21 protein-coding genes are annotated in these 15,073 nt (G+C 40.4%); 18 read left to right on the top strand and 3 right to left on the bottom strand.

Going from position 1 to position 15,073, the window contains the following annotated elements; all coding sequences use genetic code 11:
• The first annotated feature begins 2 nt into the window (after window positions 1–2).
• The 17 genes from rpsE to rpsI all read left to right on the top strand — a co-directional run bounded on the left by rpsE (window position 3) and on the right by rpsI (window position 10,996).
• Window positions 3–503, top strand: a complete 501-nt coding sequence (gene rpsE, locus ABES02_RS15195; protein WP_223595843.1) for a 30S ribosomal protein S5 — start codon at window positions 3–5, stop codon at window positions 501–503.
• A gap of 13 nt (window positions 504–516) precedes the next feature.
• A complete protein-coding gene (gene rpmD, locus ABES02_RS15190) occupies window positions 517–696 on the top strand; it encodes a 50S ribosomal protein L30 (protein ID WP_024027891.1) in 180 nt (59 codons plus the stop codon).
• A gap of 32 nt (window positions 697–728) precedes the next feature.
• Window positions 729–1,169 (top strand): 50S ribosomal protein L15, encoded by a 441-nt coding sequence (gene rplO / locus ABES02_RS15185; protein WP_430136390.1) that lies wholly within the window; start codon window positions 729–731, stop codon window positions 1,167–1,169.
• Complete coding sequence (gene secY / locus ABES02_RS15180; RefSeq protein WP_430136387.1) at window positions 1,169–2,464, top strand: preprotein translocase subunit SecY; 1,296 nt, start codon at window positions 1,169–1,171, stop codon at window positions 2,462–2,464. The genes rplO and secY overlap by 1 nt, the downstream gene beginning before the upstream one ends.
• A gap of 58 nt (window positions 2,465–2,522) precedes the next feature.
• On the top strand, window positions 2,523–3,173 hold the full coding sequence (locus ABES02_RS15175) for an adenylate kinase (protein ID WP_430136384.1): 651 nt from the start codon (window positions 2,523–2,525) through the stop codon (window positions 3,171–3,173).
• 280 nt (window positions 3,174–3,453) lie between these two features.
• Window positions 3,454–3,672, top strand: coding sequence for a translation initiation factor IF-1 (gene infA / locus ABES02_RS15170; protein WP_007085268.1), 219 nt, complete (start codon window positions 3,454–3,456; stop codon window positions 3,670–3,672).
• 37 nt (window positions 3,673–3,709) lie between these two features.
• Window positions 3,710–3,823 (top strand): 50S ribosomal protein L36, encoded by a 114-nt coding sequence (rpmJ, locus tag ABES02_RS15165; RefSeq protein WP_000868344.1) that lies wholly within the window; start codon window positions 3,710–3,712, stop codon window positions 3,821–3,823.
• Between the two features lie 23 nt (window positions 3,824–3,846).
• A complete protein-coding gene (gene rpsM, locus ABES02_RS15160; protein WP_166243776.1) occupies window positions 3,847–4,212 on the top strand; it encodes a 30S ribosomal protein S13 in 366 nt (121 codons plus the stop codon).
• A gap of 21 nt (window positions 4,213–4,233) precedes the next feature.
• On the top strand, window positions 4,234–4,623 hold the full coding sequence (rpsK, locus tag ABES02_RS15155) for a 30S ribosomal protein S11 (protein ID WP_026574109.1): 390 nt from the start codon (window positions 4,234–4,236) through the stop codon (window positions 4,621–4,623).
• Between the two features lie 174 nt (window positions 4,624–4,797).
• Window positions 4,798–5,742, top strand: coding sequence for a DNA-directed RNA polymerase subunit alpha (locus ABES02_RS15150; RefSeq protein ID WP_430136381.1), 945 nt, complete (start codon window positions 4,798–4,800; stop codon window positions 5,740–5,742).
• A gap of 55 nt (window positions 5,743–5,797) precedes the next feature.
• Window positions 5,798–6,160: a 50S ribosomal protein L17 gene (gene rplQ / locus ABES02_RS15145; RefSeq protein ID WP_430136378.1), complete on the top strand. Its 363-nt coding sequence runs from the start codon at window positions 5,798–5,800 to the stop codon at window positions 6,158–6,160.
• 345 nt (window positions 6,161–6,505) lie between these two features.
• On the top strand, window positions 6,506–7,345 hold the full coding sequence (locus ABES02_RS15140; protein ID WP_430136376.1) for an energy-coupling factor ABC transporter ATP-binding protein: 840 nt from the start codon (window positions 6,506–6,508) through the stop codon (window positions 7,343–7,345).
• Window positions 7,321–8,190: an energy-coupling factor ABC transporter ATP-binding protein gene (locus ABES02_RS15135; RefSeq protein WP_430136373.1), complete on the top strand. Its 870-nt coding sequence runs from the start codon at window positions 7,321–7,323 to the stop codon at window positions 8,188–8,190. The genes ABES02_RS15140 and ABES02_RS15135 overlap by 25 nt, the downstream gene beginning before the upstream one ends.
• Window positions 8,187–8,984, top strand: coding sequence for an energy-coupling factor transporter transmembrane component T family protein (locus ABES02_RS15130; protein ID WP_430136370.1), 798 nt, complete (start codon window positions 8,187–8,189; stop codon window positions 8,982–8,984). Before ABES02_RS15135 ends, ABES02_RS15130 begins: the two co-directional genes overlap by 4 nt.
• 12 nt (window positions 8,985–8,996) lie before the next feature.
• Entirely contained in the window at window positions 8,997–9,737 is a 741-nt protein-coding gene (gene truA / locus ABES02_RS15125) for a tRNA pseudouridine(38-40) synthase TruA (protein WP_430136367.1), read from the top strand.
• A gap of 408 nt (window positions 9,738–10,145) precedes the next feature.
• Window positions 10,146–10,583 carry a 50S ribosomal protein L13 gene (gene rplM / locus ABES02_RS15120; RefSeq protein ID WP_430136365.1) on the top strand — a complete coding sequence of 146 codons (438 nt, stop codon included), beginning with the start codon at window positions 10,146–10,148 and terminating at the stop codon, window positions 10,581–10,583.
• Between the two features lie 20 nt (window positions 10,584–10,603).
• Window positions 10,604–10,996 (top strand): 30S ribosomal protein S9, encoded by a 393-nt coding sequence (gene rpsI / locus ABES02_RS15115; protein WP_098533175.1) that lies wholly within the window; start codon window positions 10,604–10,606, stop codon window positions 10,994–10,996.
• Window positions 10,997–11,065: 69 nt separating this feature from the next.
• Here rpsI and ABES02_RS15110 read toward each other — a convergent pair whose 3' ends face one another.
• From ABES02_RS15110 to ABES02_RS15100, 3 genes are all read right to left on the bottom strand, one after another.
• Complete coding sequence (locus ABES02_RS15110; RefSeq protein ID WP_430136361.1) at window positions 11,066–11,389, bottom strand: MFS transporter; 324 nt, start codon at window positions 11,387–11,389, stop codon at window positions 11,066–11,068.
• The gene (locus ABES02_RS15105) at window positions 11,389–12,234 is read right to left on the bottom strand and encodes an MFS transporter (RefSeq protein ID WP_430136359.1); all 846 of its coding nucleotides are present in this window, start codon (window positions 12,232–12,234) and stop codon (window positions 11,389–11,391) included. Before ABES02_RS15105 ends, ABES02_RS15110 begins: the two co-directional genes overlap by 1 nt.
• A 111-nt stretch (window positions 12,235–12,345) precedes the next feature.
• Window positions 12,346–13,656, bottom strand: coding sequence for a PTS sugar transporter subunit IIC (locus ABES02_RS15100; protein WP_430136356.1), 1,311 nt, complete (start codon window positions 13,654–13,656; stop codon window positions 12,346–12,348).
• A gap of 417 nt (window positions 13,657–14,073) precedes the next feature.
• Here ABES02_RS15100 and ABES02_RS15095 point away from each other — a divergent pair, with 417 nt between their 5' ends.
• Window positions 14,074–14,781 carry a hypothetical protein gene (locus ABES02_RS15095; RefSeq protein ID WP_430136353.1) on the top strand — a complete coding sequence of 236 codons (708 nt, stop codon included), beginning with the start codon at window positions 14,074–14,076 and terminating at the stop codon, window positions 14,779–14,781.
• Window positions 14,782–15,073: the final 292 nt, after the last annotated feature.

Genomic DNA, 15,073 nt, shown 5'->3' with positions numbered 1-15,073 from the left:
AGATGCGTCGTATTGATCCAAACAAACTTGAACTAGAAGAACGCGTAGTTACGGTTAACCGTGTTGCGAAGGTTGTTAAAGGTGGACGTCGTTTCCGTTTCTCTGCACTTGTCGTAGTGGGAGACAAAAACGGTCATGTCGGCTTCGGTACTGGTAAAGCTCAAGAAGTACCTGATGCAATTCGTAAAGCAATCGAAGATGCAAAGAAAAACTTAGTGGAAGTACCAATGGTTGGAACTACTGTTCCTCACCAAGTAATTGGACGTTTTGGTGCTGGTGAAATTCTTCTAAAACCTGCTTCTGAAGGTACAGGAGTTATCGCTGGTGGTCCAGTTCGTGCGGTTCTTGAATTAGCTGGGGTAGCTGATATCCTTTCTAAATCATTAGGCACAAACACTCCAATTAATATGGTACGTGCTACAGTTGATGGTTTAAAACAATTAAAACGTGCTGAAGACGTAGCGAAATTACGTGGTAAATCAGTAGAAGAACTGTTAGGATAAGGGGGGAATTCAAATGGCGAAACTATTAATTACCCTCAACCGCAGCGTAATTGGTCGCCCTGAGGACCAACGTGCAACAGTTACAGCGCTAGGTTTACGTAAATTAAATCAAACAGTTGAGCATCAAGATAACGCTGCGATTCGCGGTATGATCAATAAAGTTGCTCACCTTGTAACAGTAAAAGAACAATAATTAATTGTTTTCTTTCATAAGGAGGTGCCAATATGAAACTTCATGAATTAAAACCTGCCGAAGGTTCTCGTCAAGAGCGTAAACGTTTAGGTCGTGGTATCGGTTCTGGCCAAGGTAAGACTGCAGGTAAAGGTCATAAAGGTCAAAACGCCCGTTCTGGCGGCGGTGTACGTGTTGGTTTTGAGGGTGGTCAAACACCTTTATTCCGTCGTTTACCAAAACGCGGATTCACAAACATCAGCCGTAAAGAATACGCAATCGTGAATCTTGATTCTTTAAACCGCTTTGAAGAAGGTACAGAAGTTACTCCAGAACTTCTTATCGAATCAGGCGTTGTAAGTAACGAAAAAGCAGGAATTAAAGTTCTTGCTAAAGGGAACGTTGAGAAAAAGTTGACTGTTAAAGCTCACAAATTCTCCTCTGCCGCTAAGGAAGCGATCGAAGCTGCTGGTGGAACTACTGAGGTGATCTAATGTTCCAGACAATCTCCAATTTTATGCGCGTGGGTGAGATAAGAAAGAAGATTATTTTCACCCTTTTAATGTTAGTCGTATTTCGACTAGGTACATTTATTCCTGTACCGAATGTAAATGCTGAAGTTCTTGCTAATCAAGATAAGCTAAGTGTATTCGGTATCTTAAATACCTTTGGCGGTGGAGCGTTGAAACAATTCTCCATCTTTGCAATGGGTATCATGCCGTATATCACTGCTTCGATTATTATTCAGCTTTTACAAATGGATGTCGTTCCGAAGTTTACGGAATGGTCCAAGCAAGGGGAATCAGGGCGTCGTAAGATTGCTCAATTCACACGCTATTTCACTGTTGTGCTTGGATTTATCCAAGCATTAGGTATGTCATATGGCTTTAATAACTTAGCCAGTGGCCAATTGATCGAAAATCCTGGAATTGGAACCTATCTTCTGATTGCTGTTACATTAACTGCTGGTACATCTTTCTTAATGTGGTTAGGTGAGCAAATTACTTCCAAAGGTGTTGGAAATGGTATTTCCATCATTATCTTCGCGGGAATTGTTGCTGCTATTCCTAATACTGCTAATCAGATTTATGTTCAACAGTTTGAAAACGCAGGAGAAGCATTGTTCCTACGTATTGTTACCGTAGCGTTAATTGTATTGGCTGTTATCGCAATTGTTGTTGGGGTTATTTTCATCCAACAAGCAACACGTAAAATTCCAATTCAATATGCGAAACGCGTTGTAGCAGGACGCAATCCTGTAGGTGGCCAATCCACTCACATGCCGTTAAAAGTTAACGCAGCCGGCGTTATTCCTGTTATCTTTGCAGTTTCATTCATTGTAACACCAAGAACAGTTGCTTCATTCTTTCCAACTAATGATGTAACGCTTTGGATTACAAAAGTATTCGACTATTCTCATCCAATTGGGATGACTCTTTATGCAGCTTTGATTATCGCGTTTACTTATTTCTATGCCTTTATTCAAGTTAACCCTGAACAAGCAGCGGAAAACTTACAAAAGCAAAGCGGCTATATTCCGGGAATCCGTCCTGGTAAGAGCACGCAAGAATACTTAACACGCGTATTATATCGTTTAACTTTTGTTGGTGCGATCTTCTTATCGGTCATTGCAGTACTTCCTGTTATTTTTATAAAAATAGCAAACTTACCGCAAACGGCTCAAATCGGCGGAACAAGCTTACTTATCGTTGTCGGTGTTGCACTTGAAACGATGAAACAGCTTGAAGCACAACTAGTTAAACGTCACTATAAAGGTTTTATCAAGTAAAAGGTTTTGGGGACCTATGGGCCCCTGAAACCAAATATAGCACGAGGGGGGAACACGTGTGAATTTAGTATTAATGGGGCTTCCGGGTGCCGGAAAAGGCACTCAAGCTGAAAGAATCGTCGAGCAATACGGCATCCCTCATATCTCAACTGGAGATATGTTCCGTGCAGCGATGAAAGAAGGTACTGAACTAGGATTACAAGCTAAATCTTTCATGGACAAAGGTGAACTTGTTCCTGATGAGGTAACAATCGGCATTGTTCGTGAACGATTAAGCAAAGATGACTGTCAAAATGGCTTTTTGCTAGATGGCTTTCCTAGAACTGTACCTCAGGCAGAAGCGTTAGAAAACTTACTAGTTGATTTAGATAAAAAGATTGACTATGTAATTAATATTAACGTAGACAAAAGTATTTTAATGGAACGTTTGACAGGGCGTCGGATTTGTAAAGACTGTGGATCAACCTATCATTTAGTTTTTAATCCTCCAGCTCAAGAAGGCAAGTGCGATAAATGTGGCGGGGAGCTTTATCAACGTGCAGATGATAATGCAGAAACTGTTCTAAATCGTTTAGACGTCAACATCAAACAACAAGAACCATTACTTACTTTTTATAAAACAAAAGGCTATCTCCGCACAATTGATGGTCAACAGGACATCCGTAAGGTATTTGTTGATATTGAGCAATTACTTGAGGGTTTACGTTAATGATCGATGGCAATACCGGGCGAACGACTCTCGAACATCTCTTAAAAAGAAATCAAAAGTATGTGGGAGAAAATGGCTTTTCTATTGTACCGAGTATGTAAGACCGAGAGTTGGGCAAGACTTACATGAGGACTTTTAAATTCCTTAAAATGTAGAATTTAGTTGCGGACAAGTGACGCATAATATGTTAAAATTTTAAGGTTGCTATTGATGTACGAATGAGAAGAATTATATTACATTTTCGAATACTATTTTTGATGATGAGAAGGGAGACGAGTTGATGGCTAAGGATGATGTAATTGAAATTGAAGGTAAAGTCATTGAAACTTTGCCAAATGCGATGTTTAAGGTAGAATTAGAAAATGGTCATACTGTGCTAGCTCATGTTTCTGGTAAAATCCGAATGCACTTCATTCGCATTCTTCCAGGTGATAAAGTTACTGTAGAGCTTTCTCCATATGACTTGACACGCGGAAGAATTACTTACCGCTTCAAATAATTCGCTTGCACTCCGTACTACTAAGGAGGTTAGGATAATGAAAGTAAGACCATCTGTTAAACCGATCTGCGAAAAGTGCAAAGTTATCCGTAGACGCGGAAAAGTTATGGTTATCTGTGAAAACCCTAAACATAAACAAAAACAAGGTTAATCATTGAAGGAGGTGCGCTCATTATGGCACGTATTGCTGGTGTAGATATTCCACGTGAAAAGCGTGTAGTTATCTCTTTAACTTACATTTATGGTATTGGTAAAAATACAGCACAAAAAGTATTAGCTGAGGCTGGCGTTTCTGAAAATACTCGTGTGCGTGATTTAACAGAAGACGAATTAAACAAAATCCGTGACATCATCGACAAGTTAAAAGTTGAAGGTGATCTTCGCCGTGAAATTTCTCTTAACATTAAGCGTTTAATGGAAATCGGCTGCTACCGCGGATTACGTCATCGTCGTGGTTTACCGGTTCGTGGACAAAATACGAAAAACAACGCTCGTACACGCAAAGGTCCTCGTAAGACTGTTGCGAACAAGAAGAAGTAATCGGCAAAGGAGGTTATTTAAATGGCACGTAAAACTAATACACGTAAGCGTCGTGTTAAAAAGAATATTGAATCAGGTATCGCTCATATCCGTTCAACTTTCAACAATACGATCGTAACTATCACTGATGTTCATGGTAATGCAATTTCTTGGTCAAGTGCTGGTGCGCTTGGATTTAAAGGTTCTCGTAAATCTACTCCATTCGCAGCGCAAATGGCAGCTGAAACGGCAGCTAAAACTTCCATCGAACATGGTATGAAAACTTTAGAAGTTACAGTTAAAGGACCTGGTGCAGGACGTGAAGCTGCAATCCGTGCTCTTCAAGCTGCTGGTCTTGAAGTAACTGCTATTAAAGACGTTACTCCAGTTCCTCATAATGGATGCCGTCCACCAAAACGTCGTCGCGTATAATTTTTCTGTATAGATTTCGAATCATATGTCTATAATGGGATATGATATAATTTTTGAAAAAATACAGAAGAATTATTCCAGTTGTTGTGCACAAAACGGGAACGTAAACATGGGGGAATATCGGTTAGCAATACTCACTAATCGAGTTTCGACGTTTTGAAGGAGGGTTAATGGATGATCGAAATAGAAAAACCAAAAATCGAAACGGTTGAGATCAACGATGATGCCAAGTACGGCAAGTTCGTCGTCGAACCACTTGAGCGTGGATATGGTACCACTTTGGGTAACTCCTTACGTCGTATCCTATTATCTTCACTCCCAGGTGCCGCTGTTACATCGATTCAAATCGATGGGGTACTTCATGAGTTCTCAACAATTGAAGGCGTCGTAGAGGATGTAACATCCATCATTTTAAACATTAAAAAATTAGCTTTAAAAATCTACTCTGATGAAGAAAAATCACTTGAAATTGATGTACAGGGTGAAGGACCTGTCAAGGCTAGCAGCATTACTCATGACAGTGATGTGGAGATTTTAAATCCAGACCTTCATATTGCGACATTGGCTTCAAATGGACATCTTCGCATGCGTTTAACGGCTAGACGTGGACGTGGATATACACCGGCTGATCAGAACAAGAGAGAAGATCAACCAATTGGTGTTATTCCAATTGACTCAATCTATACGCCAGTTGCTCGTGTGGCATTCCAAGTAGAAAATACTCGTGTTGGCCAAATGTCAAATTTCGATAAGCTTACGCTTGATGTTTGGACAGATGGAAGCACTGGGCCAAAAGAAGCAATTGCTCTTGGTTCAAAAATTTTGACCGAGCATTTGAATATTTTCGTTGGATTAACTGACGAGGCACAAAATGCTGAAATCATGATTGAAAAAGAAGAAGACCAAAAAGAAAAAGTTCTAGAAATGACTATTGAAGAACTCGATCTTTCTGTTCGTTCTTATAACTGCTTAAAGCGTGCTGGCATCAACACTGTTCAGGAATTAGCTAATAAGACTGAAGAAGATATGATGAAAGTTCGTAACTTAGGCCGTAAATCACTTGAAGAAGTGAAGGCAAAACTAGAAGAGCTTGGATTAGGCTTACGTAAAGACGACTAGTCAATTGCGGAGCAAATAATCCGTTTAATGACTTCAACAAAGGAGGGAACCCTTCATGGCATACAGAAAGTTAGGACGCACAAGTGCACAGCGTAAAGCTATGTTACGTGATTTAACTACAGATTTAATTATCAACGAGCGCATCGAAACAACAGAAACTCGCGCGAAAGAACTTCGTGTGACTGTTGAAAAAATGATCACTCTAGGTAAGCGCGGCGATTTACACGCTCGTCGTCAAGCTTCTTCTTACGTACGTAACGAAGTTGCTAATGCTGAAAATGGTCAAGATGCTGTACAAAAACTTTTCGCTGATATCGCTCCACGTTACTCTGAGCGTCAAGGTGGATACACTCGTATTATGAAACTTGGACCTCGCCGCGGTGACGGTGCACCAATGGTTATTATCGAGTTAGTTTAATACCTTTTAACAGACAACAAGGGCGCTGGACAGTTTACAATCAAACTTGTTCTTTGCCCTTTTTCTGTAAAAGCAAATTTTATATTTTAGTTTTACCAAGCCAAACGAGTGTTATGATGAGCGTAACTTCACTTATTGTGAAGCGGATGATTCTTTCCCGGAAAGAACATTTAGATTCTTTTTTACGTCTCGTCTAGCTCATGCACCTCCTCCCATTTCTATTATAGAAATCCCTTTTTATCGCAGCGTCTGAAGCGCAGTGCTGCCAGGGGCGAGGTGCAGGCTTTTTTTGTATGTAAAAGAATTTTGAGCGTAGATCAGACTAGCTGAGAGGAGAGTCAAGTGGTGAAAAAGTCAATTGTATCTCTAAAAGAAGTATCCTTTCAATACGATTCACAGGAACGCTATGCCTTAAAAAGTGTTTCTTTTGACATCTATGAAGGTGAGTGGCTTGCCATCGTCGGTCATAACGGTTCAGGGAAATCAACTATGGCAAAGTTATTGAATGGCTTGCAGTTTCCGATGGAAGGGGAAATTATCGTTGGTGACCTTGAGTTGACCGAGGAATCCATTTGGGATATCCGTAAACAAATTGGCATGGTATTTCAAAATCCTGATAACCAATTTGTCGGTACCACTGTTCAGGATGATGTGGCTTTTGGTTTAGAAAATCATGGCATTCCCAGAGAAGAGATGGTCCAGAGAGTTGAGGATTCTCTCAAAAAGGTAAAAATGGATCAGTTTCTATATCAAGAGCCCCACCATCTATCAGGCGGACAAAAGCAGCGGGTAGCCATTGCAGGAGTTCTCGCCTTAAGACCGTCTATTATTATTTTAGATGAAGCCACTTCGATGCTCGATCCTAAAGGCAGAGAAGAAGTGCTAGAGACGGTAAGAACCTTAAAGGATGAAAAGCTGCTCACCGTTATCTCGATTACGCATGATTTAGACGAGGCTGCCAAAGCTGACCGAATTATTGTAATGAATCAGGGAGAAGTGTTTCGAGAAGGAACTCCGGAAGAGATATTCTCGATGGATGAGCAATTGATTCAATTAGGGCTTGATATTCCCTTTTCAGTTAAAATGAGTAAAGCATTCCGTCAACAAGGGATTGACCTTTCCAAGCACTATTTATCAGAAGAAGAGTTGGTGACAGAGCTATGGACATCTCGCTCGCGCATGTAGAGTACCGATATCAAGCAAATACTCCATTTGAGAGACTTGCCATCAAAGATGTATCTATCGACATTCCCTCGGGCACCTATATGGCTCTGATTGGGCATACCGGCTCAGGTAAGTCAACCGTCCTGCAGCACTTGAATGCCCTCCTGCAACCGACAGAGGGAATGGTGAAAATTGGTGACCATGAAATTAAAGCTAAGACAAAAAATAAAAATCTCAAGCCAGTCCGTCAAAAGGTTGGGATTGTGTTTCAGTTTCCTGAGCATCAACTGTTTGAGGAAACAGTGGAGAAGGATATTATTTTTGGACCGCTTAATTTTGGAGTTTCCGAGCCAGAAGCAAAACAGCGGGCCCGTATCGCCCTTAAACAAGTCGGTCTAAGTGAAGAAATCCTAGGAAAATCTCCGTTTGATCTTTCAGGCGGACAAATGAGACGCGTGGCTATTGCCGGAGTACTGGCGATGGAGCCTGATGTACTTGTCTTGGACGAGCCTACAGCTGGATTAGATCCACGCGGCCGTAAAGAAGTTATGGATATGTTCTATCAACTTCATCAGGAAAGAGGTCTTTCCACAATATTAGTCACTCACAGTATGGAAGATGCAGCTAGGTATGCCGACCAAATTGTGATTATGCAGCATGGCATGGTAGCTAAAAAAGGAACGCCCGAGGAGATTTTCTCTAATCCCGTTGATTTAGTGCAAATGGGTCTTGATGTTCCAGAGGTGGTTCGCTTTCAGCTAAAGCTTGAGGAAAAGATGGGGCATACTTTAGATAAAATTTATCTCTCCATTGATGAGTTGTCTTCTGCTGTATCAGACTTTTTAAGCAGAGGTGTCCGCTCATGATGGAAAAAATGATATTTGGCCGATATGTACCAACTGATTCGATTATTCATAAAATGGACCCACGTTCTAAATTGATCATTATCTTTTTATTTGTTTGTATTATTTTTCTTGCAAATAACTTGCTAACCTATGCACTTATAGGCATTTATACTTTTTTAATGCTTGGTTTATCGAAGATCTCTATTCGTTTCTTATATGGCGGTTTAAAGCCGGTATTATGGCTTGTTCTATTTACCTTAGTACTGCAACTTCTCTTTACAAAACAAGGCGATTTACTATGGGAAGTTGGCCCTTTGAAGATCTATGAGGGAGGCGTTCGCCAAGGAATCTTTATTTCTTTAAGATTCTTTTTCTTAATATTAATGACGTCATTATTGACGTTAACCACCACGCCTATTGAGATTACGGATGGACTTGAAACACTGCTGCATCCGTTAAAAAAGGTGCGTTTTCCTGTCCATGAAATGGCGTTGATGATGTCGATCTCCTTACGCTTTATTCCCACGCTCATGCAGGAAACAGACAAAATCATGAAGGCACAAATCGCTCGGGGAGTGGAATTTGCAAGCGGACCTTTTAAAGAGCGAATCAAGGCGGTCATTCCGCTCTTAATTCCTTTGTTCGTTAGTTCATTTAAACGGGCGGAGGAACTCGCCATTGCCATGGAAGCAAGAGGCTATCGCGGCGGTGAAGGGAGAACGAAATACCGCCAATTAAGCTGGCAAATGGCGGACACCCTGCAACTGGTTATGTTGTTTGTCTTATCGGTCTTCTTATTCTTATTACGATCATAATGAGGCGAAACCATGCAAAGATATAAATGTGTTATATCCTACGACGGTTCTGGTTTTTCTGGTTATCAGGTACAGCCTAATAAGCGGACTGTACAATTAGAATTAGAAACCGTTTTGGCAAAAATGCATAAGGGTGAACAGGTGAAGATAGCCGGTTCGGGTCGAACAGACGCTGGTGTTCATGCGAAGGGGCAGGTTATTCATTTTGATTCGTCACTGCCTATTCCTGAGGATAAGTGGGAGATGGCGTTGAATTCAATGCTGCCGGCGGATATTTCGGTGCTTTCAGTTGAAAAAGCTAGTGAGTCCTTTCATGCCCGTTTTGATGCGACTGGGAAAGAATACCGATATCAGCTGCTCCTTTCTGTTAAACGTGACCCATTTCAGCGGAATTTTGTCTATCAGTACCCCTATCAGTTGGATATTGACGCAATGCAAGAAGCAAGTAAATATTTCCTTGGGACCCATGACTTTACGAGTTTTTGCGCTTCGAAGACGGAAGTAGTGGACAAGGTTAGAACGATTGAAATCATTGATTTTGTCTTAGATGGCGATCTGCTAACGATTCGTTTCATTGGAAATGGCTTTTTGTATAACATGGTTAGGATATTGGTAGGAACATTATTAGAGGTAGGGTCAGGTGAGCGCAAGCCTGCTCATTTAGCAGATATATTGGCAGGAAAAGACCGCCGCTTCGCTGGTAAAACCGCACCTGCTCATGGGTTGTATCTTTGGGAAGTTTTTTATAAATAATTTTATTTAAATATTTTTCTGTAAGTTAAACAGTGCCCGTGAAGGGTTGAAGAAGCCGGGGACGATCACTCTGGGATGCTGAACTGTGCCCGTGTAAGGGAAAAGCCGTTAAATAAAAGGGATTTTTAAACAGGTTTTAATAAATAAATAAAAATCTCTTAAAACAACCTAACCTGGTGTAACATTTCCTTGACATTTTCACGATGACTATTTATTATATTATATGTGTGTGTTTTTAATCCCACGATTAAGCCCCGGAAAGTCTTCATCGTGATTGAAAATATGTGATTTGAAAAATTAACCGCACAAGGGCAATCCGTCGTTCATTCCCGGAACAGAATCGGACACTGGATGCTTTGATGGTGCGAAAACAATAACCTTTAACGGAATTAATTAGGAGGGAAACTCATGCGTACAACGTTTATGGCAAATGCCAACAATATCGAGCGTAAATGGTACGTAATTGATGCAGAAGGCAAAACTCTTGGTCGTCTTGCTTCTGAAGTAGCATCAATTTTACGTGGTAAAAACAAACCAACTTTTACACCACATGTTGACACTGGTGATAATGTAATCATTCTTAACGCTTCTAAAGTAGAATTAACTGGTAAGAAATTAACTGACAAGATCTACTACCGTCACACTAATCACCCAGGTGGTTTAAAGCAAAGAACAGCTCTAGAAATGCGTACAAACTATGCTGAGAAAATGATCGAGCTTGCTGTTAAAGGCATGCTTCCGAAGAATTCTCTTGGTCGTCAAATGTTCAAAAAATTACACGTATACGCTGGTGCAGAACATCCACACCAAGCACAAAAACCTGAAGTTTACGAACTTCGCGGTTAATTAAGAGGGAGGGAATTAACTTGGCACAAGTTCAATATATTGGTACTGGTCGTCGTAAGAGCTCTGTCGCACGTGTGCGCTTAGTTCCAGGTACAGGTAAAATTGTTGTTAACGGTCGTGAAATCGAAGATTATATCCCATTTGAAGCTTTACGTGTTGTTGTAAGACAACCATTAGTAGCTACTGAAACAGTAGGCAGCTACGATGTTCTTGTAAACGTAAGCGGCGGTGGATACACTGGTCAAGCTGGCGCAATCCGCCACGGTATTGCTCGCGCATTACTACAAGCTGACCCAGAATTCCGTCCAACATTAAAGCGCGCTGGATTATTAACTCGTGATGCACGTATGAAAGAGCGTAAGAAATACGGTCTTAAAGGTGCTCGTCGTGCGCCTCAGTTCTCAAAACGTTAATTATCAACATACAAAGGCTCCCAACCGATTTGGTTGGGAGCCTTTTGTTTGTTTATGCATGGGCCTGTGCTAAATCGAAGCTGTTTGTAGAACTTTAGACTCTCTTTTAAAAACAAGCATAAACACTAGAAACGTAATGAAGGCAATTATAGCATTGTATAAAAAGACATCCCTCATTCCCACGTATTCACTGAATACTCCCCCGAGGATACTTCCAAGGATACGGGCGACACCTAAACTGATTAATCCGTTAAATGTCTGTCCAGAGGCCTTCAGTTCGTTGGGCACTTCTTCGTTTATGAAAATAGCCATCGTAACCAATAATACGATAACAATTACCCCATGAAGCATTTGAATCGGCAGGACCATATAAGGGTTATGAACATAAAACATCAGCAGCCACCTGATCGCCGAAAGAACGCTGTACCAAGGAGGATTTTAGGAATTCCCAATCGTTCCACGATTTTGTGTCCAAAAAGCAAGAAAGGAAGTTCACTGATAGAAGAGAAAACCATGGACCATCCAAGTAAAGTATTATCGGCCCCCAGTTCCTGAAAGTAGATTGGAAAAAAGGCATAGTAATATCCTAGTGTAATTTGGATAAAAAAGTTTAACAGCATAAACAGCATTAGTTTTCGATTTTTTAAAAGCACAAGAATTGAAACTTTCTTGCCTTGGGACTGATATCCCTTTATCTTTGGCAGTTTAAAACAGATGAAAAAAGTGAGCAGCATAATCAAACAATAGGCGTTAAAGATACTATCAATATGTTTTTTTGCAATCATCCCAAAGGCTACGGACATCAGAGCAAAACCTATTGTGCCAGCTAAACGAATTGGACCGAAATTCCATTTCGTCCGGGACAAATATTCCAATGTGATCGCATCACTTAAAGGATAAATAGATGCTTGGAAAAATGTTGTGACACATATGACTATTAACAAATAGCTGTATAGATCAGATAATGGAAATAGCAGTACTGTAATCCCGCTTCCCAATAGCAGAATTTGCAGGACCCTGTTTTTACTTCCCGACCGGTCTCCAACGCTTCCCCAAACTGGCTGGGCCAATATGGCAACCAATGGACCGAAACTCAAAAGTGTGGCAATGGATGTTTGAGTTAGTCCGATCCCCTTAAGGTAAACGGGTAAAAAGGTTTGGAAAATGGCACTTCCCATATAAGCAATTCCATATAGACCTAAAAATAAAAGATAAATTCTCGCCGATTTTTCCTTCAAGATGGTTCACCCCGATTTATTTGCAGCAAAGACCACGGCTTTTCACAAACCTAATTATAATAAACCCTCCACTATGTTCTAAAATGGAGGGTTTGTGCTATTCCCGGGAGTTTATGCTGTTTGTTGTTTTCCAGCGTCTTGTTTTTGTTGTTCTTGCTCCTGGTTATAGGCAATACGGTCTGCTGATTTGAAAAATGGATAGTAAATGGCCGCTGAAATGATGATTTGTATAATATTCAGAACGGCACCCTTCCATCCGCTCACAAGGAAACCTGCGATAACTGGTGGAGTTGTCCATGGAATATTCGTTCCGTTTGTATACGGTACCAAACCGGATAACATGGAGAAATAAGCAACTACAGCCAGGACAAGCGGTGTTAGAATAAATGGAATAACCATAATTGGGTTCAATACGACTGGAAGACCAAAGATGATTGGTTCGTTGATGCCAAAGAACCCAGGCCCAATGGATAATTTTCCTAGCGCTTTGAACTGACTTGATTTTGAAGCAAATAAAAGCAATAAGGCAAGGCCAAAGGTTCCTCCAAATCCACCAATCTTCATGAAGTTCGCATAGAACTGGAAGTTAATAATGTGCGGCAATGTTTCACCTGCTGCAAATGCATTCGCATTTTCGGCAGTTAAGGTAAGCCAAATTGGTTTCATAATCCCGCTTATTACATTGGAACCGTGGATCCCAAAAGACCATAAAGTTCCCTCGAAAATAGTGGAAATTAACATTGCCGGAAGTGTACTGCCCAAGCTTGTTAACGGTAGTTGCAGATAGTGGAAGATGAATGCTTGAACCGTTGCGAAATCTGTTAAGGAAAACACGATGCGGATTAGATTAAAAAAGATAATAACAAATAGTCCTGGGATTAGTGCAGAGAAGGAGCGGGAAACATTCTCGGGAACGGAATCCGGCATTTTAATTCTCCAGCCTTTTTTATCAACAAAACGAACAATCTCAACCGTTAATACGGCTGTAATCATCCCAAGGAAAAGACCGCTGGCACTTAGATTTGATGTCGGGATCCCGAAGCCTCCGTCTTTAAATTCTAACGTCGGTGTTAAAAGCAGGAAGGCAACTACGGATAATGTGATACAGGTAATGCTGTCCAGCTTATAGGTTTTTCCAAGACTTCTGGCCATTGCGATGACCACATAAATAGTCATGATGCTCATGGTTACATCATATGGAACCTTGAAATAGCTTGGCCAGTTTTCTCCAAGGATAGATGCCATGAATTCCGGATATCCTGTAATCGGAAGGTTTGCAAGCAGCAAGAAGAACGATCCAATGATGAGCAGGGACATGACCCCGAACAATCCATCTTTAATTGCAGTAATATACCTATTGCTGTCAAGCTTGAAGGCAAGCGGTGCCATTTTGCTTTCTAAAACTTCCATGAATCTCTGCATACGTAAATCCCTCTTTTCTAAAATGTTTGGTAGAAATCATTCGATTTCTAATATTCAGTTAACTTTTAGTAAACTACTCAATGGCCATCTAACAACAGCTTAATTTGAAAACGCTTCACTTTTTAAGCAGATATTTTGCCGTTACTAACGGAAAAAATCACCACTGAAAACAGAGTGTTTTATTTGAGTAACTCATTACTTTTTATGGAAATTGTTACTTTGTGTTTTCACTTGTATTTACGAATTTTGTGGAGCTACACTTTCAATAATAGGAGACTTTCACTTCCTTAAGGACCTAGGGTTCTTTAATCATTCTCGACAATAGGGAAAAATGGCTCGTTTTTTCGTATCGCTAGTCGATATATGTTGCAAATAAGCGTGATAACCTTCATAGTTAATAGTAAAAGGAGGTGCGATATGCGACGTGATATACAACCGAATGAAAGAGCTTTCTCCTCTAAGGAAGCTGCTGAAGAAGTGGGAATTGCAACACCTACTGTTCGAAAGTATGGCCAAATCTTAGAGCGCAACGGATATGAGTTTTTAAAAGATGGCGATCGCCGTATATTTGTTCAATCTGACATCGAAGCGCTTGTAGCGTTACGCGATACAGACAAGCCCCTTGACGATACGGCGAAGGACCTTGTGCATCAACAACTAGAAAGATTGGAAGAATCCAATCAAAGTGAGATTGTGGTAGCCGATACATATGAAAAATTACCCCAAGACCCCAATCAATTAAAAGAGGTTTTAAAGTTTTTAGTCAATGAGCTGGCGGCCACACGAGAAGTGAATATACAACTAACAAACGATATGTCGCAGCTTAAAACCCAGGTTTCTAGGCTCCAGCAGGATCATCATGCTATCAGTTCAAGTATTGCGAATTCTGCTCAAAAAACGAATGCAAAAATTGAAAAATTAACGGAACAACAAAATACCCATTATGAATCACTGCTGAAACAAGAACAACAAAGTAACGAACTCTTACAAAATGAAATTCAAAAAATTAGGGACGAACAGTTAAAAGAATGGCATTCTCAAAATGAATTTAATAATCGTTTAGAGGAAGCAATACAAAAGCCTAAAGTAAAATGGGGAGGTCTTTTCTCCATATTCCAAAAATAATCTGCCTATTTAAGGCTTTTTTTGTGCATATTGCTAGGCGATACAAAAATATAAACAGGTTTCTCCGCATCTCGAACACAATTTTTCAAATTCCAACAAATTCCCGGGAAATATCTACAAATTCTGAGTAAATGTTCGACAAATAAAAAATGGTCATTCAAAGATTCTCAACCAATTTGGTTGGAGTCTTTTTTTTATTCGCAATTACTTTAACACGTAAAAAATTAAGTAAATAATTTCATATATAAAAAGACTCCCAGCCATTGGGAGTCTCAGACTGTCGACAAATTCG

It is taken from the genome of Neobacillus pocheonensis (assembly GCF_050477905.1).
Lineage (GTDB): Bacteria > Bacillota > Bacilli > Bacillales > Cytobacillaceae > Neobacillus > Neobacillus pocheonensis_A.
This window is presented reverse-complemented; position numbering and strand designations above follow the sequence as displayed.